The sequence below is a fragment of the Citrobacter sp. R4 genome (assembly GCF_026719175.1).
In the GTDB taxonomy this organism is placed as follows: Bacteria; Pseudomonadota; Gammaproteobacteria; order Enterobacterales; family Enterobacteriaceae; genus Citrobacter_A; species Citrobacter_A sedlakii.
On the sequence record NZ_JAPPSU010000007.1, the window covers coordinates 171,468 to 194,188 of the forward strand.

A 22,721-nucleotide genomic window follows, 5' to 3' on the forward strand; every position below is an offset into this window, starting at 1 on the left:
ATGAAATTTGAAAAACCAGCAGGAACCAATCCTGTCGATCGGATGCGCGTAGTGGGTCAACCGCACGATCGTATTGATGGCCCCAAAAAAACCACCGGTACCGCCCCTTACGCCTATGAATGGCATGATATCGCACCGGATGTGGCGTACGGCTATATCGTTGACGCCGCGATCGCGAAAGGCCGTATTATTTCGATGAATACCCAGCCCGCGCTGAACGCGCCGGGGGTGTTCGCGGTGGTGACCGCAGAAAACGCCGGTCCACTCGGCAAGGGCGAGCGTAACGCCGCCTCGCTACTGGGCGGACCGGACATTGAGCATTACCAGCAGGCGGTAGCGCTGATCGTGGCGGAGACCTTCGAGCAGGCGCGCGCGGCGGCCTCTCTGGTCCAGGTTGAGTACCAGCGCGAGCCGGGCGCATACGATCTGGCAAAAGAGAAGCCGTCGGTCACCACCCCGCCGGAGGATCAGCCCGATCAGGACGTCGGCGATTTCGCAACCGCATGGGCAACAGCGGCGGTGAAGCTGGACGCGATCTATACCACGCCTGACCAGAGCCATATGGCGATGGAGCCTCACGCCTCGATGGCCGTCTGGGAAGGCGACAAACTGACCCTCTGGACGTCAAACCAAATGATTAACTGGGCGCATACCGATCTGGCCGAAACGCTGAACATCCCGCAGGAAAATATCCGCGTGATCTCGCCTTATATTGGCGGTGGCTTTGGCGGCAAGCTGTTCCTGCGCAGCGATGCCCTGCTGGCGGCGCTGGGGGCGCGAGCGGTGAAGCGCCCGGTCAAAGTCATGCTGCCCCGCCCGCTGATCCCGAACAACACCACCCACCGTCCGGCAACCATCCAGCATATTCGCATCGGCACCGATCGCGACGGTAAAATCAGCGCTATCGCCCATGACAGCTGGTCCGGCAACCTGCCCGACGGCACACCGGAAACGGCCGTTAATCAGACCCGGTTTCTCTATGCAGGCGCGCATCGTCATACCGGTTTGCGCCTCGCCAGGCTCGATCTGCCGGAAGGCAACGCCATGCGCGCGCCCGGAGAAACGCCGGGGTTGATGGCGCTGGAGATCGCGATCGACGAGATGGCGACCAAGGCCGGCATGGATCCGGTTGAATTTCGCATTCTTAACGACACGCAGGTGGATCCGGCCAACCCGGATCGCCCTTTCTCGCGCCGTCAGTTGATCGCCTGTTTGCGCACCGGCGCTGAGCGCTTCGGCTGGCAACAACGTCACGCCACGCCGGGAGAAGTCCGCGAAGGCAACTGGCTGATCGGCATGGGCATGGCGGCGGGTTTTCGCGATAACCTTGTCGCCCCTTCCGGCGCGCGGGTGGCGCTGGACGCCAGCGGTACGCTGACCGTTGAAACAGACATGACTGACATCGGCACCGGCAGCTACACCATCATCGCCCAGACGGCGGCGGAGATGCTCGGCCTGCCGCTGGAAAGCGTCGACGTCAGGCTGGGCGACTCCGCCTTCCCCATTTCCGCCGGTTCCGGTGGACAGTGGGGCGCCAATACCTCCACCGCAGGCGTATACGCCGCCTGCGTCAAGCTACGGGAATCCATCGCCAAAAAACTGGGCTTCAACCCCGAGACGGCGGTATTTGAAGCAGGAGAAATCTGCGGCGACGGACGCCGGGTTTCGCTTCGCGAGGCGACAGCAGACGGTGCGCTGAGTGCGGAAGATAAGATCGAGTTTGGCGATTTAGCGGAGAAATACCAGCAGTCCACCTTTGCAGGCCACTTTGTGGAAGTCGGCGTTGACGCCGCGACCGGCGAGATCCGGGTACGCCGGATGCTGGCGGTGTGCGCCGCGGGCCGCATTCTGAATCCGAAGACCGCCCGCAGCCAGGTGATTGGCGCCATGACCATGGGGATTGGCGCCGCGCTGATGGAAGAGCTGGCGGTGGACACGCGGCAGGGTTATTTCGTTAACCACGATCTGGCGGCGTACGAAGTGCCGGTACATGCTGATATCCCTGAGCAGGAGGTGATTTTCCTGGATGACACCGACCCGATCTCCTCGCCAATGAAAGCGAAAGGCGTCGGCGAGCTGGGGCTTTGCGGCGTCAGCGCGGCTATCGCTAACGCGGTCTATAACGCCACGGGCGTACGGGTGCGGGATTATCCGGTCAGACTGGATTCGTTGCTCAGTGAGCTGCCGGATGTGGTGTAAGGAGAGTGTATGCAGCAATCGCTTATCGGCCTGACGGACGCGCCGGGCAGGACGCCCCAGGCTGCCTTTCTGACCGATGATAGCCGGGATATTTTACGCTTTGCGCTGGAGGCGTTAGCGAACGGTATGAGGGCGGCGCTGGTGACGCTGGTCGACATCCGCGGCGGCGCGGCGCGTCCGCTGGGGGCGCAGATGACCGTACGCGAGGACGGACAGTATTGCGGCTTTGTTTCCGGTGGGTGTGTGGAAGGGGCAGTCGCCTTTGAAGCGATGGAGGCGATCCGCTGCGCTCAGGATCGCACTGTGCGCTACGGTGAAGGCTCGCCGTGGTTCGACATTGTGCTTCCCTGCGGCGGAGGGATTACCCTCAACATTCATACGCTGCGCTCGGCACAGCCGCTGCACGAAGTCTTGCATCAGCTTGAACGCCGCCAGCCCGTGACGTTGCACTACTGCCCGACCTCACAAACGTTAGCCGTTCAGCCTGGTTACAGCAAAACACGCTGGCGCAACGGCGAATTTGCGCTGGGCTTTCGCCCCTGCGTGCGGGTCATGATATTTGGTCGCTCCGTGGAGGCGCAGACCACCGCGCTGCTCGCCGAAGCGGCGGGCTACGATGTGCAACTTTGCGCCGACGCCACGCTTTTCCCGCCACCGGATGCCGATACGGCGGTACTTTTGCTCTGGCACGATCTTGACCGCGAATTTCCCGTTTTGCAGGCGGCGCTGGCGGCAAAGCCGTTTTATATTGGCGCGCTGGGCAGTTACCGCACGCACCAGAAACGGGTTGCCCGACTTTGCGAACACGGCTGGCGACAGAAGGATATCGCCCGCATCAACGCGCCTGTGGGCATTTTTCCCAAAGCGCGCGATGCCCGCTCGCTGGCGCTGTCAGTGCTGGCGGATGTGGCGGCGACGCGGCTGAAAAGCGAAGCATCCTGATGCCGTCGCCGGTGGTGATTGTTCTGGCGGGCGGAAAAGGCGAACGCTTTACCAGGGCTGGCGCCTCCGGGCATAAGCTGGATGCGCGGATTGGCGCGGATTCAGTGCTCGGGCATGTGCTCCGGGCGGTTGACGATGCCGGGTTGCGCTGGCACCTTGTCCGGCCCGCTGGCGGAACAAGCGGCATGGGGGTATCCATTACGCAGGGGGTTCACGCGACGGCTGAGGCGAGTGGATGGTTGCTCCTGCCTGCGGATTTACCGTTGATTCGTCCTGCGTCGCTGCAAGCTGTCGCGGCGGGGTTAGCGCAATGGTCGGTGGTCGTGCCCTGGTATCGTCAGCAGCATGGGCATCCGGTCGGGTTTGGACGTCGTTGGCTACCGCAGCTGCTGGCGCTGTCTGGCGACACGGGCGCGAAGGCCATCGTGCATACTGCGCGTACGGAAAACGAGGTCTACGATCTGGCGCTGGACGATGCGGGCATCACGTTTGATATCGACACCCCCGACGATTTGCGGGCGGCCCGCCTGCACAGTCATACAGAACGGCGGTAACAGGGAACGCGCGCATCCTGCGTCGGGCCGTTATAGTCCGGCTGTTACATGGCCTGACCTTCACGCTGGATGATCACAATACCCCTGTGACCTTATCTTTTATTTTCCTTGCCTGCCACACGGTATGCCGGAATAAGCCGCAACGAATTAACCCGGTCGCATAGCAATGCTGCACTACGGCCTGGATGTTTTATTCGTTGTTTAAAAATAAACAATCTTTCTCTATAGCATTCGTAGCCAGTCTGGATAATTGCGTTGACTTTCTTGCCAGGCCAACAGAGATGAAAAGATTATCCCGAAATGTATTGTTTATGACGTTATTTACGCTCACCGCCTGCAGCGCGACGGGAGCAGATAAGATTGAACCAATCCGACAGATGCAAATTCCGCTTGTGCAACCGAACGATAGCGCGGCGAAAATACCTTTATCGCAGCTTGCTTCGTTGTACCAGTACAATCATCAGCATATCTCTACGCTGTCGGCGTCGATAAAAACGCGTTATTTGCAGGAAGTGAAGCCGAAAGAGGTATTTGAACACGATAATGACGTGCAGCGCGTTTACGCAGCGTTATCGAAACTGGAAGAGTTGCAGATGATGAATGAACATTACTTTACGGAGAGAAATGAGACGGGGTTACGCAAAATTGAAAACGCCCTGTCTCCGCTTATTCGTGGATAAAAAAAACCGACACGTCGTGTGTCGGTTTTTTTCATTTACGTGTCGCTGATTTCCACGACCACCCGGCGGTCCGGTGACAGACAGTTAATCAGTGTCTGCCCTTGCTGGCCGTCACACTGTGCGCCAGTGACAGATTCGCTTTCGCCACGACCCTCGGCACGAATATTTTGCGCCGGGATCCCCAGCGTCATCAGCGCGTCGGCCACCGTCTGCGCGCGGCGGGCGGAGAGTTCCTGATTATACCCCTCGCTGCCAGTACGATCGCTGTACCCTACTACTACGGTGGATTTATCTTTCGCGGGCTGCAGACCCGGGCTGTTATAAAGCTGACGAATGGCTGACTGGCCTTCCGCGGTCAACGTTGCCGAGTTGTAGTCAAACATCACGTCAGATTTCAGGTTGAAATGCCGCGGTTCCGGAGCGGGTGCGGGCGCGACAACCGGGACCGCCACGGCAGGCGCATCATCGTGTTGACCAAAGCGGTAGGTTACGCCGGCTGTCACGGAACTGACGTCACTGCTTACGCCAATCTGGTTGGCGTTGCCGACGTTGCTGACCCACTGGTATTCGACACGGCCAGCCCAGTTTTTATTGAAGGCGTATTCCGTACCGACGGCCGCCAGTGGACGCACGCCAGTTTCAAAACGGTTATGCCCGCTGACGTCAGACTCCGCGCGATAGCCCATCGCCCCTGCACGGCCATAGACATCCCAGTTATTCGTGACGGCATAGCTGGCTTTCAGAGACATTTGCAGACCCTGCGCCTTCAGTTTTGCCCCCGAGCCACCGTGCTGACCGGCGATCTGCATATTGCCTAAGTAGTCGTAACCGCCTTCCACCGCCAGCCACGGGGTGATTTGATAGCCGGTGTAAATCCCTCCACCGACGTTATCACGATCGATATTAAAATGATTCGATTCATTATTATTTTCGACCGCTTTGGCACCGGTTTTCGCATCAAAATAATGTGACCAGCCAAATTTTGCACCGCCGTACCAGGTGCCCGCGTCCGCTGCCGCGAAGGCAGATGTAGCGCTGAACGCATTCGCGATAATTAAAGCTATTACTGTCTTTTTCATGTATTTCCCGTTTACCTGAACCTGAGTTAGATTCGTTTGCAAAGTGACTCAGTGGGCAAACGATATAACGAAAGTCGCAACGGGTTAATTCGTTTTCTGTTTAATTTTAAATTTTAAAAACTCTCGGGAAGATGACCCAGTTCAAGCAGATACCCCCCGCGCTTGAAGGTGATATATTTCCCCTGTTTGAGCGCAGAGAGGACGTTCAGTATACTGCTGCGCGATAAAAGCGTACGATCCTGAATATAGTCGAGAATGGTGGTACGCATACGCGTTTCTTCAGGCAATAATATCATTTCATGCAGATGGTTACGTATTACCGAATAGGTACGTTGCTGCACGATCTGCGCATCGCGATATATCAGATATGCCGTATGGTAAGAGAGCAACGCCGCCACATCTTCCCAGACGCCCTCCTGACGAAAGCGCGCCGCCGCCAATTGCGCATCAACACGCAGTACCGTAGAGGCTGATTCTGTCCGCAATATATGACCTTGTGTCGGCTGTATCATTTCTGCGATTCCGAACAGGTGCGGTTCGTAAACCGTAACGATCAAAAGACCATCCGAAGCGCGAAGAATGGACAGTTCGCCCTCCAGCAGTAAATACATCTGCTGGCGGCCTTTATAAGTCCAGGTCATCCGTTTTCGCGGTGCGACGGTCAGTTTTTCTGCGACCGGCTCAATGATCGCCGTCAGGCGGGCGATGGATTCCTCGGGGCGAACGGGAGGTAAAACAAGCATGACGGATCCTTATCACTGAAAAGTGATGTCAGTATAGTCCAGTCGGGACGCGCAATAAGATAGTCAAAAACGTATTCATGCTTCGTTGTAAAAAGTCAGGGGAAAGAAATGACTGCCGGGATGACTGCCCTGCGTGATTATCTAACCCTACAGGAATTTATTTTCCTGATGAGCATAAATGTTGTTTATTTTTAAATTTCGGACGCGTTACGCCGGGTAAATTGCTGTTCGATGATACGGTTTCCCCACTGGTCGCCCCGCCACTCTTTTTCAAGCCTGAAGCCAAACGATTCATACAGCCGACGCGCCGCCGTCAGCTTATTAAAGGTCCATAAATGTACCGTATGGAAGCCTTTCTCATCACAAAACCGCATGGCTTCAGCTAACAGTCTTCGCCCGATGCCATGCCCCCGGCAGCCATCATCCAGAATGAACCAGCGCAGGTGCGCCTCTGTTTCAAGAAGAGTATGCACTGCCGAGGGCGAATAGTCGGTGGCCGCCAGCGTATTGGCCATAACTCCTAACTCACGAACCATCAGGCGAGAGGAAACGCGAATGTCTCTGACAACAGGTGAATCAATGTTCATTGAGTGCTCTCCGAAATTTAGTTGTGCTATACAACTATGTAGAGTGCGGTTGTCAACGAAGCTGTGATTGTGACCAGCCCCCAGTCTTAGATGCGGCCGTCAGTGAGTGATGTCGTTTTGCGTTGATGACGCGATAGGCTGAAACAGGCGACATATCCTTCTGAGTTAGCCGCCATTCCGCCAGAAAGAGCAGACTAACTCAATATCGGCCCGGCACTTAGCTGCTACCTTAAGTAAGCATCATGCAAATGAGAGCAGTGGATATAAATCTCGCCTATCCGTGACGATCGCCTCAATTTTTTTAATAAAGAATACTGGTAATAATAAATACTTTTAGGCGAGCAATTAAGAATGGGTGCGATATTTCTTACGGACATACCGGAGAGGCGTTTACGTAACACGAATATTTCTTTCTCTGTTATCGGTACGACATCTTTCAGTACCACGCTTTGTCCATAAGACAGGCTATCCAGAGCAGAGACAAACGTCTTTATATCCTTGTCCTCAACCGACAGCAAGATCATATCTTTTTGTTTATTATGCCAATATTTCGCCAGTGAAGACATGAAAAGATCAATAACCAGCACAACCTTTAGGCCTGTCTTGTGCAGGTTTTCAAGCCAATCATCATGAATAAAGAAAATAACATTATCGATGCAAAAATTGACGAACAGGAATTCTTCTACTCGATTTATCACGTTTGTTTCGGTAATCAGATGGGCAAGAGAATAAGTGAACAGTGGATTATTATCTGGCCACACATTGAGGGTTATTGCCTCATGAGATTGTGTTTTAAAATGTGTATCCATACCTTGTAACAACATACCCACCGGTAATATAAGATATTTTCCCCGGCATACCAGAAATCATCATAATGGCCTTCATAAATTGAAATGCCATTCCTTTATAACATTTATGAATCAGAGCAGACAGCAACCGTCAATGTTGATATCTGCTCTCTATTCATCAATGAAATATATTAAATTATGGACAACGGTACACCGCTCCGCTTAGCGTCACATTGGTTTGCTGACTTGAACCACTGCCATTGTAGGAACTGCCGGTTTGCCCTGCGCGTTGCGTTAGCAGCACAACAACATTTCCGCCCATTTTCCAGGCCTGATTTTTCATATCATTCCGCGCGCCTGTTTCGAGGTTACTGTTCGAGGTCCAGCCTCCGGTAAAAAAGTTGCCCTGGCTGCCAGTGATGTCGCCTAACCACGAACACTCTTTTCCAGGCTCGTTATGAGTCATACGAACCCGCTCCGCCCCCGAATGTAATGAGTTAGCGCTACAGGCGGTTAAAAACAACGTAAAAAGAGCTGGTAATATATATTTCATGGATAAACCTTAATTTCTTTAATATGATTTTACTTATCCCCACTCCCTGGGAGTACCATTTTTAAAAGCGATAGCCAACGCTTACGCCAAACGTATTGGCATCGACAGAAAAGAATTTTGACGCTTCCCAGGAAAGATCAAGCGATAGGTTGGTTAACGGATTAAATATTACCCCAGCCCCGTATGCAAAAGAATCATCCGTTGATTCGTGTGAGTGAGTATTTTTCATTTTCATTCTCGCCATACCTGCGTTGCCATACAGGCTGATGTAATCATTAAAGCGATAAGTTGGGCCAAACATTACCGAACTATAATCAATGGTATCGGTACCCTCTTTTTTTAACTTTGCTGATTGCCAGCTATAGTGCTCAATTTCGTGGCGAGTCGCCGTTAATGCACCAATAAAGCCCCAGCGTTCATCAAACTCGTAGCGATATTTTATATTAAAGCCATGAAGATCTTTGCTGTTCGAGCTTTTTAATGCGCTCAGATGTGTTTGAGCATACCCCATTGATACCGTATGTGTTCCACTAGCCATACTCTGAAATGAGGCTAACAGACCAAAACAAATAATTACAGCGCCACAAAGTCGCGTAGACATGGATAAATACCCCCTCTTTATCTTATTGAAAAAAGCATTAATTAAGGCCACTGAAACGACTTCTGATGTCCGTTTGCAGCAGCGAAAATATAGCTAATCAGAGCTGATAAAGTCTGGAAGAAGATCTTACAAAAATCATAATCACACACTGCTGCTTTTGAACAGAATCAGAATGATTGATTTTAAAGACATACATTTCAATAAGTAACAAAAGATGTGTCACCTTACTGCTTGTCACTCTCTTATCATACTGATACCGAGATGCCCAAGGGATTCCTGAGCAAATCAACTCGCTGTACATACGTTATAAATCTGACGATTAAGCGAAAAAAGATAGGTTTTCTCGCCAATGCGTTGAATTCGTAATTCGTTGAGGGCCCCCGGATGGAGCAGGCGAAAATAGGCGAACAAATTTCCGACATTGTCATCAGGAAATATTTTTACAGAATCGATCTCAAACGTAAAAAGATCGTCAGTGATGCGGCGAAGATTTTTCATGTAAACATCCCGATATAACAGGCTATGCTCATTATTTTCCTGTTTAACATCATGCTGTAACGTAATACGTTGCGTTTTGAAGTCGATGACAATATCCCCCGCAACGGTTATCCCCTTCGCCTGTATGTTGCTTATCGTTTTGGTGGCACAGAAAAAATCGCCCGTAGAGGGATGACTGACAGCGTGTTTCTTTATTACCTGTATCCATAACATCCCGGAGACGAGAATAAAGAATACTGTTAATATTCTTAATAACGTTCTTTTAGGGTAATGCATTTTGGCTCCGCTACGGTGAGTGGATTGAGGCACTGGACGAAGATATGAGTATCCGGCACTCTGATGTAGTAAATATGACGCCCATTCTGCTTAACCACCGGAATAGTTAATTCTGAAAAAGCCGCAGCCACATCCCCGAAGGTCGTTTTATCGTTATTTACTTTATAAAAATAGTAACCATCATGGGTAACGGGCGCTGAAAAGTAGGGATGGCTCTCCCACAGGCTGGCACCAAAACTCGCTATCATCAAAAACGCGGCCAGCGCCAGAAAAAGCCATTCTCTCCGGCCAGCTATAGATGATTTGTTGTGCTCATACGATGTCGGCGTTTCGTCGAAGGTTTCGGCTGAATGTTCCGCCGGTTCAGCGGGAGTTTGTCGGGAGGCCCCAGGCTTCATGAGCGTGATGGATAAAACCAGCTCAACGCCGACTTTAGGCCGCGTCACCACAGATGAGGACGGTAGGCCTATTTTGTCGAAAGTATTACGTAACTGATTGATGAGCTTATAATAGCTGGCATCAGATACTACAACGCCCTTACGCCCCCAGACCCAGCCGATTAAATCATCCTTTTTGAATAATCCCTTATAGAAAGCAAGCAGCAAATTCGTTTCGGATTCTGAAATGCTCACCGTTTTGTCTGAGTGAGTCAATGACATACGCTCAGAATCAAATATCACGCGATTGTCGATAAGATACTTTCGCTCGCTCATGGCTTCTTCTGCAATTTATTCATTGAGTATCCGATTTTGCCGTTGTACAGCCTTGCCAGGCACTGAGTTAAAAGCCTTACGGAACCTTCAGCGTTCATATTAACACAGGCCAGCTCCAGACGAAATTGGACATGTAATAGTCCCTTCCGTTATCAACACCCGCCACAATGCCCGTACAGACCGGCCATTACACAGCTATTAGTGCGTATTCACCGCGTTGGTGCTGGTCGTACAAACATTGTATAAATATCTGTTCAAAGAATACAGATATGCATTCTGACCGATTTGGACAATATTCAACTCATTCACCGTACCGGGTTGAAGGAGACGTAGCCAGGAAAACATATCACCGGTTGAATCAGCAGAAAATTTATTTACTGAGCTGACTTTAAATGTGAACGTTCTGACACCTGTTCGGAGTAATTTACTGATATGAACATCCTGGAATAAAAGTTTTTCCTTATGATCCGCCTGTTCAACTTCATAATGAATGGCGATTCGGTCTGACTCAAGATCCAGCACAAACGTACCACGCAGTTTCATCTTCATGGGTTCAATATAAACTATTGATTTAGATGTACAAATAAAATTATCCACATTTATAACATTTCGCTGAACATTCCACCCGTTTCTGCCAAATATCACGATCAGCACCAGCGCAATGACCGTCATCGTAATCAGTACTGTTCTTTTATGGTTAAACATTTTGGCACCACGTTTTCAATCGGATTTAAACACTGAAATAAAAGATTGATATCAGGCTCCCTGATGTAATAAAGATAATGACCATTTTGCGGGCCAGGTTTTAATGTCATCGATGTATATGCGGCGATGACTTGCTTGAATGTCACTTTATCCGTCTTCATTTTAAAGAAAATATAACCATCAAACTCGCCAAGCGGGGTGAATGCCTTATCAGATTTATTCCGCGTTGTATCGCTGGGAAAACTAAAAATGAGGATAATACCTATCAGCAATACCACACCGCTGGTGCAACAAAGTGCTCGCATGTTTTTACATTTAACCATAAACCGGTGCGACAAAAGGGCACGGAATTTTATTTTCTGCGCCCCATTATCGTTTTGTCGCTGAAGGTCGCACATTTCATCAGCGGAAGTCAGCGTTATCGATAACGATATTCCCACCCGGGGATGTGTAACAATATCAGATGCGTGAAGCCCCACCCGATTGAAGTTATTTCGCAGTTGATTGATAAGTTTGTAATAGCTCGATTCAGAAACGCATCCGCTGCGATTTTTCCAGACATAATTGATTATCTCTTCTTTTTTATACAATCCAAGCCAAAAAGCCAGCAGTAAATGGCACTCTGACTCGGAGAGCCTGACTATTTTCTCTTGTCGACTTAATGTCATTCTGGCGCTATCAAATAGCACTCTGCCGTCTAACAAAAATTTGGTAGCGTTCATTATCACTCTACTTTAACGATAGGGTTCCTTCGTTATCTCTATGAATAACCTCTCTCTGCTAATGATCGGCCCGGCGCGCTGAAGTGTATGACAATAATAAAATAAGATATTCCGTCACTGTACTGAATTTTTATTATTGATCAATCAAACAGCATTGTCCTCTCATTCAAATGCACCCTACGTTCAGTCTAAAAAGAAGTCAAACAAGTAAGAAAAAAGTAAGATTTATTCAGCTTGCAGTAAGCACTTTTCAGATCTTTTTCCATATACTTTTCCTTAGCACAAAGACCTTGTTAATACGTTGCCAGACAAGGATAACAGCTCAAAGCATACAGAACCGGCAGCATTGTCAGGTCTGACTCGTCTGTCACTTTGCCTCAACGGGGCAATCCATATTATTCGCCGAGCTTTTTATGAAAGTAAGTAAATTATTCATCGCTATTGTCACATCAATGTGTGCAACCGGTGCCCCAGCTGCAACCATTAATGATAACCAAGCGTTAAAGATAGATTCATTATGGGAAGAGCCGTGGATATTTATTGGTGATGAGACTGACGGCACCCTTAATATTTCTAATGGTGGTGATGTTCAGGCTGAGCTTTTCCAAATAGGGATACACGGTTCAACAGGCACCGTCAATATAACGGATGGCGGCAGACTGAACATTATCAAATCTACTTACAGCGATCCTTTACTGGTTGGCGGTAAGTCAGATTCAAAAAATCCTGATGGTTATGGGGTACTGAATATTAGCGGACCAGGAAGTATAGTTACGATTGACAAAAAAAATCGTTCTTTACAGGTTGGTAAGGGAAACGGAAGCGGCGTGCTAAATATTACTCAGGGAGGAAAGTTATTTCATCACGGTTCGGACAATACCTGGAGCGGGATATGGATAGGTAGCCGAAGAACGCCGCAATCTACGACATCAGGACGTATCTATGTTGATGGTCCGGGAAGTGAGTTAGCAACCGCAAGCAGAATTATAGTCGGGACCTATGGGTCAGGCACGCTGATAACCACTAATGGCGGTAAGACGCATGCTGACGCGAATATTCAGGTCGGGAATGAGCTGGAAACTGCCGGCTATGATAATCTGCTTCAGGTAGCCGGGGCCGGCTCTGTCATCTCGACGGACGCGACGCTGATTGTAGGTTTGGATGGAACAGCCACAGCGATCGCCTCCGATAATGGTCTGCTAAGCGCCAGAGAAATTATCATTTCCAAAGGAGGCAGGAAAGGAGAGCTTGCCGTTGGAGCAAGGGCCGGCGAGCAGGCTGTCGCCGCCGGAAATATTAATACCAAAGAGATTATTTTCGGCTTCAGGGAAGGCGTTCTGACACTTAATCATGCCAGCGCTTTATTTTCTCTGTCGGCGAATTTGAGTGGCAAGGGCCGCGTCAATATGTTGAACGGCCTATCCGCGCTTGCCGGTGATAACTCGAATTTTCATGGCTATTTTTCTATCGACTCTCCGGCCCGCCTCTTAATAACGGACCCAAAAAATATTGGCGCCAACACGGTATTGCTTAACGGCGGCACGCTGTCCATAGAGACATCTCAGCGCTGGCGTTTTCTGAACAAATTAACCGGAGACGGCGTGCTTTCCGTTAACACAAACGGCAACGATTTTGTTTTTGACTCATCTCGTTTGACCGATAACTTCCGGGGAACGGTGGCGCTTCAGGATACGGCTTTTTCGCTGGCCGAAACGAATGCGGCAGCGTTAAAAGACCTGTCGATGAAAATGGGATCGGGAAGTTTGGTGAAGGTTGGCGAGGGTCGGCAAACCCTGGGCGGGCTCACGTTTGAGGGGGGAACATTGCTTGTTGGTGAAGTTAACCCGGGTCAAAAAACCTCCCCTGCTACGGTACATACCACCGGCCAGCTGGATATTTCGGGTCAGGGAACCGTACAGGTAACGAGAGGAACCACCTTCAGTAATGACAGGCCAATGCCTGATACCCTCATTCCCTTACTGAAACAGGATGAGAGTAATATTCTTGTGCGACTGGTATCCAGTGACGGCGGCGTTATCGGTCACGGTGGTAACTTAACGTTAACTGACCAGAACGCCCATGCGATCAGTGATACCGCTGAAGCCGACATTACCCAGCATGGCGCCGTGGTTGCGAATGCAACTTACGACTATCGTCTTACCCGCGGTGACCGTGATGACGGACTGTACGTCAACTATGCTCTGACCAATGTCGATTTGATGGGTGAAGAAGCTGATGCGCTTATCCTCAATGCGAACGGAAAAGGCGGTAATGCGGCCGATCTCAGCGCAACACTCACCGGCGACGGCGATCTGGCGATTGACAGCCAGAAAGGCCAGACGGTAACGCTGTCGAATCTGAATAATGACTATCGCGGCGTCACCAACGTGCGCAGCGGTAATCTGGCGATGCTGAACGATAACGTGCTCGGGAATACCCGCGAGCTGAAGCTGGCTGGCGACACCGGGTTTGATATGCGCGGCCATTCGCAAACCATCGCCACGCTCACGGCAGAAAACGGCTCTCTAACCCATTTGAATGGCGGCCAACTCACGTTGACCAACGGCGGTAAGGCATCAGGCGTACTGGCGGGTAACGGGCAGCTCAACGTTGCGGGCGGAACCTTATCTATCTCTGGTTACAATCCCGAGCTGCAAGCAACGACCGCGATAATGCAGGGCGCGAAGGTAGTACTGGATCATACACTGGGGGCGGGTACAGGCAATATCGTGGCCGCGGGAACGCTGTCCGTCAGCTATGCCGCAGGCCGTCTCTACAATAGCCTTAGCGATGCCGGACAGGTTGAGTTAATCGACAGCGATGTCGTGCTGGCAGGGACTAATCGGGCATTCTCGGGGCAGTTCACCGTTAATACGGGTTCACAAATGACGGCGTTAACGGCTGACAGCCTCGGCGCGGCGGAAGTTCATAACAGCGGATCTCTGGTGCTGAACGGCGACAACAACTGGCGACTGGATAATACCGTTTATGGTTCCGGTCGCGTAATCAAGCTGGGGACCGGGACGATCGCGCTGGGCGACAACGCCGCCTGGACGGGCCAGACGGACATCAAGCAAGGTGGCCTGTTGCTGGGTAACAACGCGTCACCGGCGACGCTTGCCAGCTCGCAGGTGGATATCGCTAAGCCGGGAATGCTCGCCGGTATTGGCGGTGTAGCTGGCAATATCAATAATGCCGGGACGCTACAGGTGGGTGCCCACCATGAGGAGAATCATCGGTTTACGGTGGGCGGAGACCTTATCAACAGCGGTTTGCTGGCCACCGGGTTCAAAGGTCATCAGGCCGGTAACCAACTGGTTATTAATGGTAATTATACCGGCAGCAAGGGGTATCTCACGATAAATACCGCACTGGGTGATGACCATTCCGTTACCGATGAACTGGTGGTAAAAGGGGATACCCATGGTGAAACCACTGTGAGCGTAGTCAATGCGGGCGGCACAGGTGCGCAAACGCTGAACGGCATTGAAGTGATCCATGTTGATGGGCACTCTGACGGCGAATTTATCCAGGCTGGCCGTATTGTGGCAGGCGCTTACGATTACAGCCTTGGCCGCGGTCATGGGGAGAACAGCGGCAACTGGTATCTGACCAGTGGTAAGACTAATCCAGACCCGGCCCCTACTCCAGACAGGCATGACGATCTGCGTCCGGAAGCGGGAAGCTACATCGCAAACCTTGCGGCGGCAAACACGCTGTTTGTGACTCGCTTACGCGATCGCCAGGGCGAAACACACTATATCGACGCGCTGACGGGCAAGGAAGCCATTACCAGCCTTTGGCTGCGTAATGCAGGCGGTCACACCCGTCAGCAAGACAGCAGCGGCCTGTTGGGAATGCAGGCTAACCGTTATGTGATGCAGCTCGGCGGCGACATTTTTGAGTGGTCATCTGACAGCGCAGATCGTTTCCGTCTCGGTCTGATGGCAGGCTATGCCAACCAGAAAACTCGGGCCGAAAACCAGCGTAACGGCTACCGCGCCGACAGCCGCATCAGCGGTTACAGCGTTGGCCTGTACGGCACCTGGCTGCAAACGCCAGAAGGCGCCTATGTCGATACCTGGGCGCAGTACAGCTGGTTTGACAACACCGTCTCCGGTCACGGCGTTAGCGTGGAGGCGTATGAATCAAAGGGCTTCACTGCATCACTGGAATCCGGCTACACCTGGAAACTGGCGCAGATCGGCGAGCGTAATGCGCTGTACATCCAACCGCAAGCGCAAATCACGTGGATGGGCGTCAGGGCCGACGATCATCAGGAAGCTAATGGTACCCGAGTGAAAGGCCGGGGCGAGGGCAACGTGCAGACCCGCGTCGGCGTGCGTCTGTTCGGCAAGGGTCATAGCCAGCTTGACGATGGTAAGGCTCGTACCTTCCAACCATTTATTGAAGCGAACTGGCTTCACAACAGCAAAGAGTTTGGCGTATCGATGAACGGTGACAATATCAATCTGGCGGGCACCCGCGACGTGGGCGAGCTAAAAGCGGGCGTTGAAGGCCAACTGTCGAAGTATGTCTCCCTGTGGGGCACCCTCGGTCAGCAGGTTGGTGATAAGGGTTACAGTGATACAACTGCCGTGCTGGGGATAAGGGTGACTTTTTGACTGTCTGGCAAGGGACGTTTGATTGGTAACGTCGCCGCGTATTAAACGCGGAGGCACAAATCTGTCCCACAGGGGGCATTAAGGGAAATATGATAGATGGATAAGTCATTGATTTAATGGTGCCGATAATAGGAGTCGAACCTACGACCTTCGCATTACGAATGCGCTGCTCTACCAACTGAGCTATATCGGCCCTGAAAGGACGTGTCCACGAGCGTGAACACGGGGTAGAAGGTTAAAACTAACCGGGCGATGCGTCAATGGCCTTGCGATTCAAATGCCTATTTTTGCATCATCCGGTTGGTTTTACGCACGAATCGTATCGTCGCCGATGCCGATCCACTTGTATGTGGTCAGCGCCTCGAGCCCCATCGGGCCGCGGGCGTGAAGTTTCTGCGTGCTTACCGCCACTTCCGCGCCCAGGCCGAACTGACCGCCATCGGTAAAGCGCGTAGAGGCGTTGACGTAAACAGCGGAAGAATCCACTTCATTCACAAAGCGGTTTGCGTTGTGAATCGTACGCGTCAGGATAGCGTCTGAATGTTGGGTACCGTGTTCGCGGATATGCGCGATAGCATCATCAAGATCGGCAACGATTTTTACGTTCAGATCCAGCGACAAGAACTCATCGTCGTACTCTTCCGCTTTCACTGCTACAACGTGTGCCGGACCCGCGCTCAACGGCGCAAGCGCGTTAGCATCCGCATGCAGCGTTACGCCGCTTTCAGCCATCTGCTGACTCAGCGCGGGCAGGAAACGTTCGGAAATGCCCTGATGCACCAGCAGGGTTTCCACGGTATTACAGGTGCTTGGACGCTGGGTCTTGGCGTTGACGATGATATTCAGCGCCGGTTTAATGTCGGCGCTGTCATCAACAAAAATATGACACACGCCGATCCCGCCGGTGATGACCGGGATAGTCGACTGCTCGCGGCACAGCTTGTGCAGCCCGGCGCCGCCGCGTGGAATCAGCATATCGATGTATTTGTCCATCCGCAGCATCTCGTTCACCAGCGCGCGGTCAGGGCTGTCAATCGCCTGAACAGCGGCTTCCGGTAAACCGCAGGCGTTAAGCGCCTGCTGGATAACGCCTACGGTTACCGCGTTGGTCCGATACGTCTCTTTACCGCCGCGCAGAATGGCGGCGTTGCCGGTTTTCAGACACAGCGAGGCGACATCCACGGTAACGTTAGGCCGCGCTTCATAAATCACGCCAATCACTCCCAACGGAACCCGGCGACGCTCCAGACGCAGTCCGCTGTCCAGCAGCCTGCCATCCATCACCTCCCCGACTGGATCGGCCAGATGGCATACCTTACGCACATCGTCGGCAATCGCCTTCAGACGCGCAGGGGTGAGCGCCAGACGATCGAGCATCGCTTCGCTCAGGCCGTTCTCACGCGCTCTCGCCACGTCCTCGGCGTTGGCGCTGAGGATGATTTCCCTTTGCGCTTCCAGCTCGTCGGCGATTTTTTCCAGCACGCGATTTTTTTCACGGCTGGAGAGCAGCGCCAGTTGGTACGACGCAGCTTTTGCCGCCTTGCCCATGTGTTCCAGCATCTGTCTGCTCCTTAGCGGGTAATCATATCATCACGATGAACGGCGACCGGGCCGTATTCGTAGCCCAGAATCGCATCAATCTGTTGTGAGTGGTGTCCGGCAATGCGGCGCAGCGCGTCGCTGTTGTAGCGGCTTACGCCGTGGGCGATGTCGCGCCCTTCCAGATTACAGATGCGGATCACTTCACCACGCGAGAAATTGCCTGTCACGCTTTTAATGCCTTTTGGCAGCAATGAGCTGCCGCGCTCCAGAATGGCGGCGGTCGCCCCTTCATCGACGCTAATTTCCCCGGCAGGCGGCGCGCCGAAGATCCAGCGCTTGCGGTTTTCCAGCGGTGAGGCCTGGGCGTGAAAACGGGTACCCACGGAGAGACCTTCCATTACGTCACCAATCACGCCCGGCTTGCTGCCTGCGGCGATAATAGTGTCGATACCGGCGCGGCAGGCGACGTCGGCGGCCTGCAGTTTGGTGCTCATGCCGCCCGTTCCCAGACCAGAAACGCTGTCGCCGGCAATCGCGCGCAGCGCGTCATCAATACCATAAACGTCTTTGATCAGTTCTGCCTGCGGATCAGTGCGCGGGTCTGCGGTGAACAGCCCCTGCTGGTCGGTCAGCAGCAACAGTTTATCCGCGCCCGCCAGGATAGCCGCCAGCGCCGAAAGATTGTCGTTATCGCCCACTTTGATTTCAGCGGTCGCCACCGCGTCGTTCTCGTTGATCACCGGAACGATATTGTTATCAAGCAGCGCGCGTAGCGTGTCGCGGGCGTTAAGGAAGCGTTCACGGTCTTCCATATCCGCGCGGGTCAGCAGCATCTGTCCGACGTGAATGCCGTAAATCGAAAACAGCTGTTCCCACAGTTGAATCAGACGACTCTGCCCTACCGCGGCCAACAGTTGCTTGGTGGCGATGGTGGCGGGCAGTTCCGGGTAGCCCAGATGTTCGCGCCCGGCGGCAATCGCGCCAGAGGTAACGATAACAATACGATGTCCTGCGGCGTGCAGCTGCGCGCACTGACGAACAAGTTCTACGATGTGGGCACGGTTCAGGCGGCGCGATCCGCCCGTTAGCACACTGGTGCCGAGTTTTACCACCAGCGTCTGGCTGTCACTCATGATTCTCTGCCGTTCAAAATAGGGAAAATGATATCAAACGAACGTTTTAGCAGGACTGGCCCCGGTTGCCAACAAGCAGCGCACAAAGCATGAAATTTTGTTGCGCAGGATCAGCAAGCGTAGCGGCAAAGTTTGACGGTTTTATTACCGTGATAAATAAAACCTCTTTTTTAAAATTATTCTGACTTTGTCATAAAACTTTCATTGCAGAACGATAAAAACCATCCTGTTTTTTTCACGGGGACACTCCCAATGAATAGTTGCGCGTTAGATAAATCAGGACTGAAAATGAAAAAGAGCACTCTGGCATTAGTGGTGATGGGAATTGTTGCATCGGCATCCGTGCAGGCAGCAGAAGTGTATAACAAGAACGGTAATAAACTGGATGTGTATGGCAAAGTGAAAGCGATGCACTATTTCAGCGATGATAATGCAAAAGACGGCGACCAGACCTATATCCGTTTTGGCTTTAAAGGCGAAACGCAGATCAACGATCAGTTGACCGGTTACGGTCGCTGGGAAGCTGAATTCGCCGGCAATAAAACCGAAAGTGAGAGCGGTCAAAAGACGCGTCTGGCATTTGCCGGTCTTAAATTTGGTGAGTATGGCTCGTTTGACTACGGTCGTAACCTCGGCGCGCTGTATGACGTCGCCGCCTGGACCGACATGTTCCCGGAATTCGGCGGTGACGGCCTGGCGCAAACCGATAACTTCATGACCAAGCGCGCCAGCGGCCTGGCCACTTACCGCAACACCGACTTCTTCGGGATGATCGACGGCCTGAATATGACCCTGCAATATCAGGGCAAAAACGAAAATCGCGACGTGAAGAAACAGAACGGTGACGGCTTCGGCACTTCACTGAGCTATGACTTCGGCGGCAGCGACTTCGCGATTATCGGCGCATACGCCAACTCTGACCGTACCAATGAGCAGAATCAGCAGGCGCGCGGCCAGGGGCAAAATGCAGAAGGCTGGGCGACCGGTCTGAAATATGATGGTAACGATATTTACCTGGCCACTATTTATTCTGAAACCCGCAACATGGCGCCAATCTCCGGCGGTTTTGCCAATAAAGCGCAGAACTTCGAAGCCGTTGCGCAGTATCAGTTCGACTTTGGTCTGCGTCCGTCTCTGGGCTACGTGCAGTCCAAAGGCAAAGATATTGAAGGCGTTGGTGATGAAGATATCGTGAAATATATCGATGTCGGCATGACGTACTATTTCAATAAAAACATGTCCGCCTTTGTTGATTACAAAATCAACCAGATCGATGACGACAATAAGCTGGGCGTGAGCAGCGATGACATCGTTGCGCTGGGTATGACTTATCAGTTCTGATGATACATTGCCGGATGGCGTTTCGCGCATCCGGCATTTTTCGCTTTATGCGCTTAACTTCACCGGTTCATCGGCGAAATCGTCAGCAGGTTCCAGCGAAAGCTGTAGTGAGTTCAATAACTCACGCAGCTTCTCGTGAAATTCTCGCAGGGTATATTCCAGTCGCTCAACCACTTCGGTATCCTTAATCGGAACCGCCTTCCAGTCCCCCGCTTTGTCAAACAGACCAAACTGGTAACTGTAAGTGAAGCGATTTTCCTGTGCTTCCAGTTCCATCCACCAGCCCCAGAATTCGCGCAGCTCAGGCGCAGGCTTCACGTTGACGCAAACTGCCAGGCAATCGAAAAAGAATCGATTATCTTCGCACTTGCCTTCACGGATGTAAGGGCCTAGCGCGGTAAACTTCTTAATCAACCTGCTCTTCGGGTGTCCACTCGGTAACGTCATTGCGATCTCCTGTTATGAAGCAACTGTTTTACCAAAACAGTAGAATTTAGCAAATTATTAACACAATCTCTTTTCAATCCAGTGCGTGATTTCCTGGAGCGCTTTGTCAAAATTGCGATACACCGGGTTAAACGGTATCTCTAAAAGTTTACCATCGGCGGATGAAGAGGTGATTAAACGCGACTCTTCCTCCGGACTGAACGGATCGTTCTTCCAGAAGCCCGACAGCATGGGCGTCGGGCAGCGTCTGCCGAGCAGTCCCTGCACCTTCAGCGAGTAGCGATTAAGCTCAACGCACAGCGCGTCGTCGGAGGCGTCGTGCATCCCCAGCCGGCTCGCCAGCACGTCAAGATACATTTCCGGTACGGCGCGCTGGCGTTGCACGTCGCTAAGCAACGCGTGTACAACCGGGCCGAGACAGGCTACCGCTTTCAGACGCGGCGACTCAAGATAAGCGAGGCGCACCGCCACGTTCGCGCCAAAGCGGAAACCAAACGCCGCCACGCGGGTGTGGTCCACCCACGGTATGTTAGGCAACGCTTTCAGCACATGCTGATGTAACAGGCTGGAATCCTGAGTGAGTTTCCACTTCGACGAGAACCCTACCGACGGCATATCCAGCGTCAGCATGGCGATGCCGCGCGGGGCGAAGTAACGCTCATACAAGGTGTAATAATCAGTTTGCATGGCGTCGAGGCCGCCGCACATCAGTACGGTCGGGAACGGCCCGTCGCCTTTCGGCATATGTAAAAAGCCGGTCACGGGCGAACCGCCGGGAATAGCGAACTCCATTTCACGCAGCGTACCGGGCAACCGCTGCGCCGCCTCTTCATAAGCCCGGTTAGCCAACGCCTGCGCCTGCTCAGCCAGCTCGTCGCCTTTCAGATGTGGGTAGGCGGCAATATTATACAGCGTGGACGCATGCAGCCAGTGGCGACCGCTGCGTTCAGCATCCTGCTCCTGACAGGCTTTCTGCTGCCAGTCCATCGCCTGTTTCGACCATTCATAAATCCAGTTGCCGCCGCGGTAGCCAACCACCGTATCGTACAGTTCAGCGTCGGTGCGCTCGGCTTCGCTCATGACGATGCGCGCCTGCACGTCGAGGATTTCCCACGGGTCCACGCCGCGCCAGATCCACATCAGGCGGTTAATCATACGGTACCAGTGGGGAACGTTTTTACCGTCCAGCGTGGATTGCACCGGCGACTGCGTACCGGCATTGAACCGACGAACCAGGGTCGACGTTTCAGGATGTTTAAAGCGGGGTTTGAACAGGGTTTCACTGAGGTTAGCCTGTGACATGCGTGCAGCCTCCTTAAATACTTACTGAGGCTTATTGTAACCTGTCATGGCGTAAAGAGAACAACGCCCGGCATTGCCAGGCGTTGAAACGTGCGGAGATTAGCGACCAGAAATCGGCGGAACGAAGACCACGCCCATGTCCCATGGCTGCTCAATCCAGGTATCCTGCGGGATATCAATAACATAGTCGTCCACCAACGGACGGCCTGCCGGTTTGGCAAAGATCGTGACGAAGTGGGCTTTCGGATACATTTCGCGGATAGCCACCGCGGTTCCACCGGTATCGACCAGATCGTCGATGACGATAAAGCCTTCACCGTCGCCTTCCGCGCGCTTGAGCACTTTCAGTTCGCGCTGGTTGTCGTGATCGTAGCTGGAGATGCAAACGGTATCGACATGACGAATACCCAATTCACGCGCCAGTAATGCGCCCGGTACCAGACCACCACGGCTAACGGCAATAATGCCTTTCCACTGTTCTGAAGGCATCAGGCGAGCTGCCAGTTTGCGTGCGTGAATCTGCAACATGTCCCAGGTGACGACGTATTTTTCGCTCATGTGAAGTGTCCCAGCCTGTTTATCTACGGCTTAAAAAGTGTTCGAGGGGGAAATAGGTTGCGCGAGATTATAGAGATCTGACGCAGCAAAAACCAGTGTTTCGCGGTATCCGCCCCTCTTTTTACGTGCTTTA

The 22,721-nt window shown here is 52.4% G+C and carries 20 protein-coding genes, 1 tRNA gene and 1 pseudogene; 6 read left to right on the top strand and 16 right to left on the bottom strand.

From position 1 onward, the window contains the following. The 4 genes from paoC to OOJ60_RS16250 all read left to right on the top strand — a co-directional run bounded on the left by paoC (position 1) and on the right by OOJ60_RS16250 (position 4,375). Positions 1-2,199 carry an aldehyde oxidoreductase molybdenum-binding subunit PaoC gene (gene paoC / locus OOJ60_RS16235; RefSeq protein ID WP_205612900.1) on the top strand — a complete coding sequence of 733 codons (2,199 nt, stop codon included), beginning with the start codon at positions 1-3 and terminating at the stop codon, positions 2,197-2,199. Between the two features lie 9 nt (positions 2,200-2,208). Beyond that, on the top strand, positions 2,209-3,141 hold the full coding sequence (locus OOJ60_RS16240; RefSeq protein ID WP_205612901.1) for an XdhC family protein: 933 nt from the start codon (positions 2,209-2,211) through the stop codon (positions 3,139-3,141). Further along, on the top strand, positions 3,141-3,695 hold the full coding sequence (locus OOJ60_RS16245; RefSeq protein WP_205612902.1) for a nucleotidyltransferase family protein: 555 nt from the start codon (positions 3,141-3,143) through the stop codon (positions 3,693-3,695). The genes OOJ60_RS16240 and OOJ60_RS16245 overlap by 1 nt, the downstream gene beginning before the upstream one ends. A gap of 281 nt (positions 3,696-3,976) precedes the next feature. After that, entirely contained in the window at positions 3,977-4,375 is a 399-nt protein-coding gene (locus tag OOJ60_RS16250; RefSeq protein ID WP_200036096.1) for a hypothetical protein, read from the top strand. 35 nt (positions 4,376-4,410) lie between these two features. On the opposite strand, the gene ompA is transcribed toward OOJ60_RS16250, so the two are convergent. From ompA to OOJ60_RS16300, 10 genes and pseudogenes are all read right to left on the bottom strand, one after another. After that, entirely contained in the window at positions 4,411-5,454 is a 1,044-nt protein-coding gene (ompA, locus tag OOJ60_RS16255; protein WP_205612903.1) for a porin OmpA, read from the bottom strand. A 113-nt stretch (positions 5,455-5,567) separates the two neighbouring features. Continuing rightward, positions 5,568-6,197, bottom strand: a complete 630-nt coding sequence (locus tag OOJ60_RS16260) for a helix-turn-helix domain-containing protein (RefSeq protein ID WP_205612904.1) — start codon at positions 6,195-6,197, stop codon at positions 5,568-5,570. Positions 6,198-6,388: 191 nt separating this feature from the next. After that, a pseudogene (locus tag OOJ60_RS16265) lies at positions 6,389-6,649 on the bottom strand (GNAT family N-acetyltransferase); the annotation flags it as partial. Between the two features lie 359 nt (positions 6,650-7,008). After that, positions 7,009-7,608, bottom strand: a complete 600-nt coding sequence (locus OOJ60_RS16270) for a LuxR C-terminal-related transcriptional regulator (protein ID WP_205612905.1) — start codon at positions 7,606-7,608, stop codon at positions 7,009-7,011. 160 nt (positions 7,609-7,768) lie between these two features. Beyond that, positions 7,769-8,125 (bottom strand): DUF4156 domain-containing protein, encoded by a 357-nt coding sequence (locus tag OOJ60_RS16275; RefSeq protein WP_042286139.1) that lies wholly within the window; start codon positions 8,123-8,125, stop codon positions 7,769-7,771. Positions 8,126-8,186: 61 nt separating this feature from the next. Further along, a complete protein-coding gene (locus tag OOJ60_RS16280; protein WP_205612906.1) occupies positions 8,187-8,726 on the bottom strand; it encodes an Ail/Lom family outer membrane beta-barrel protein in 540 nt (179 codons plus the stop codon). Positions 8,727-9,011: 285 nt separating this feature from the next. Next, on the bottom strand, positions 9,012-9,500 hold the full coding sequence (locus tag OOJ60_RS16285; protein ID WP_205612907.1) for a hypothetical protein: 489 nt from the start codon (positions 9,498-9,500) through the stop codon (positions 9,012-9,014). Next, positions 9,473-10,213: a winged helix-turn-helix domain-containing protein gene (locus tag OOJ60_RS16290; protein WP_205612908.1), complete on the bottom strand. Its 741-nt coding sequence runs from the start codon at positions 10,211-10,213 to the stop codon at positions 9,473-9,475. The genes OOJ60_RS16285 and OOJ60_RS16290 overlap by 28 nt, the downstream gene beginning before the upstream one ends. A 198-nt stretch (positions 10,214-10,411) precedes the next feature. Continuing rightward, positions 10,412-10,918 (bottom strand): hypothetical protein, encoded by a 507-nt coding sequence (locus tag OOJ60_RS16295; RefSeq protein ID WP_205612909.1) that lies wholly within the window; start codon positions 10,916-10,918, stop codon positions 10,412-10,414. Continuing rightward, positions 10,891-11,640, bottom strand: a complete 750-nt coding sequence (locus OOJ60_RS16300) for a winged helix-turn-helix domain-containing protein (protein ID WP_205612910.1) — start codon at positions 11,638-11,640, stop codon at positions 10,891-10,893. Before OOJ60_RS16300 ends, OOJ60_RS16295 begins: the two co-directional genes overlap by 28 nt. A gap of 827 nt (positions 11,641-12,467) precedes the next feature. Between OOJ60_RS16300 and OOJ60_RS16305 the strand changes: the two genes are divergently transcribed. After that, entirely contained in the window at positions 12,468-16,265 is a 3,798-nt protein-coding gene (locus OOJ60_RS16305) for an autotransporter outer membrane beta-barrel domain-containing protein (RefSeq protein WP_205612911.1), read from the top strand. Between the two features lie 117 nt (positions 16,266-16,382). Here OOJ60_RS16305 and OOJ60_RS16310 read toward each other — a convergent pair. The 3 genes from OOJ60_RS16310 to proB form a co-directional block, all read right to left on the bottom strand. Next, positions 16,383-16,458, bottom strand: a tRNA-Thr gene (locus OOJ60_RS16310). Positions 16,459-16,571: 113 nt separating this feature from the next. Continuing rightward, positions 16,572-17,825 (bottom strand): glutamate-5-semialdehyde dehydrogenase, encoded by a 1,254-nt coding sequence (gene proA / locus OOJ60_RS16315; RefSeq protein WP_205612912.1) that lies wholly within the window; start codon positions 17,823-17,825, stop codon positions 16,572-16,574. A gap of 11 nt (positions 17,826-17,836) precedes the next feature. Further along, the gene (gene proB, locus OOJ60_RS16320) at positions 17,837-18,940 is read right to left on the bottom strand and encodes a glutamate 5-kinase (RefSeq protein WP_042286149.1); all 1,104 of its coding nucleotides are present in this window, start codon (positions 18,938-18,940) and stop codon (positions 17,837-17,839) included. A 288-nt stretch (positions 18,941-19,228) separates the two neighbouring features. Between proB and phoE the strand changes: the two genes are divergently transcribed. Beyond that, on the top strand, positions 19,229-20,281 hold the full coding sequence (gene phoE, locus OOJ60_RS16325; protein WP_060571109.1) for a phosphoporin PhoE: 1,053 nt from the start codon (positions 19,229-19,231) through the stop codon (positions 20,279-20,281). Between the two features lie 45 nt (positions 20,282-20,326). On the opposite strand, the gene crl is transcribed toward phoE, so the two are convergent. The 3 genes from crl to gpt all read right to left on the bottom strand — a co-directional run bounded on the left by crl (position 20,327) and on the right by gpt (position 22,588). Continuing rightward, positions 20,327-20,728, bottom strand: a complete 402-nt coding sequence (crl, locus tag OOJ60_RS16330) for a sigma factor-binding protein Crl (RefSeq protein ID WP_042286152.1) — start codon at positions 20,726-20,728, stop codon at positions 20,327-20,329. 57 nt (positions 20,729-20,785) lie between these two features. Next, positions 20,786-22,030 (bottom strand): esterase FrsA, encoded by a 1,245-nt coding sequence (frsA, locus tag OOJ60_RS16335; RefSeq protein WP_042286154.1) that lies wholly within the window; start codon positions 22,028-22,030, stop codon positions 20,786-20,788. A gap of 99 nt (positions 22,031-22,129) precedes the next feature. After that, on the bottom strand, positions 22,130-22,588 hold the full coding sequence (gene gpt / locus OOJ60_RS16340; RefSeq protein ID WP_003863205.1) for a xanthine phosphoribosyltransferase: 459 nt from the start codon (positions 22,586-22,588) through the stop codon (positions 22,130-22,132). Positions 22,589-22,721 lie beyond the last annotated feature (133 nt).

What these genes read in the sequence shown, in the direction of transcription:
- OOJ60_RS16270 (WP_205612905.1), bottom strand. Translation starts at nt 7,608, where the DNA reads ATGTTGTTACAAGGTATGGATACACATTTTAAAACACAATCTCATGAG.
- OOJ60_RS16260 (WP_205612904.1), bottom strand. Translation starts at nt 6,197, where the DNA reads ATGCTTGTTTTACCTCCCGTTCGCCCCGAGGAATCCATCGCCCGCCTG.
- OOJ60_RS16250 (WP_200036096.1), top strand. Translation starts at nt 3,977, where the DNA reads ATGAAAAGATTATCCCGAAATGTATTGTTTATGACGTTATTTACGCTC.
- OOJ60_RS16285 (WP_205612907.1), bottom strand. Translation starts at nt 9,500, where the DNA reads ATGCATTACCCTAAAAGAACGTTATTAAGAATATTAACAGTATTCTTT.
- ompA (WP_205612903.1), bottom strand. Translation starts at nt 5,454, where the DNA reads ATGAAAAAGACAGTAATAGCTTTAATTATCGCGAATGCGTTCAGCGCT.
- crl (WP_042286152.1), bottom strand. Translation starts at nt 20,728, where the DNA reads ATGACGTTACCGAGTGGACACCCGAAGAGCAGGTTGATTAAGAAGTTT.
- OOJ60_RS16280 (WP_205612906.1), bottom strand. Translation starts at nt 8,726, where the DNA reads ATGTCTACGCGACTTTGTGGCGCTGTAATTATTTGTTTTGGTCTGTTA.
- phoE (WP_060571109.1), top strand. Translation starts at nt 19,229, where the DNA reads ATGAAAAAGAGCACTCTGGCATTAGTGGTGATGGGAATTGTTGCATCG.
- paoC (WP_205612900.1), top strand. Translation starts at nt 1, where the DNA reads ATGAAATTTGAAAAACCAGCAGGAACCAATCCTGTCGATCGGATGCGC.
- OOJ60_RS16295 (WP_205612909.1), bottom strand. Translation starts at nt 10,918, where the DNA reads ATGTTTAACCATAAAAGAACAGTACTGATTACGATGACGGTCATTGCG.
- OOJ60_RS16275 (WP_042286139.1), bottom strand. Translation starts at nt 8,125, where the DNA reads ATGAAATATATATTACCAGCTCTTTTTACGTTGTTTTTAACCGCCTGT.
- proA (WP_205612912.1), bottom strand. Translation starts at nt 17,825, where the DNA reads ATGCTGGAACACATGGGCAAGGCGGCAAAAGCTGCGTCGTACCAACTG.
- OOJ60_RS16245 (WP_205612902.1), top strand. Translation starts at nt 3,141, where the DNA reads ATGCCGTCGCCGGTGGTGATTGTTCTGGCGGGCGGAAAAGGCGAACGC.
- OOJ60_RS16290 (WP_205612908.1), bottom strand. Translation starts at nt 10,213, where the DNA reads ATGAGCGAGCGAAAGTATCTTATCGACAATCGCGTGATATTTGATTCT.
- OOJ60_RS16240 (WP_205612901.1), top strand. Translation starts at nt 2,209, where the DNA reads ATGCAGCAATCGCTTATCGGCCTGACGGACGCGCCGGGCAGGACGCCC.
- proB (WP_042286149.1), bottom strand. Translation starts at nt 18,940, where the DNA reads ATGAGTGACAGCCAGACGCTGGTGGTAAAACTCGGCACCAGTGTGCTA.
- gpt (WP_003863205.1), bottom strand. Translation starts at nt 22,588, where the DNA reads ATGAGCGAAAAATACGTCGTCACCTGGGACATGTTGCAGATTCACGCA.
- OOJ60_RS16300 (WP_205612910.1), bottom strand. Translation starts at nt 11,640, where the DNA reads ATGAACGCTACCAAATTTTTGTTAGACGGCAGAGTGCTATTTGATAGC.
- frsA (WP_042286154.1), bottom strand. Translation starts at nt 22,030, where the DNA reads ATGTCACAGGCTAACCTCAGTGAAACCCTGTTCAAACCCCGCTTTAAA.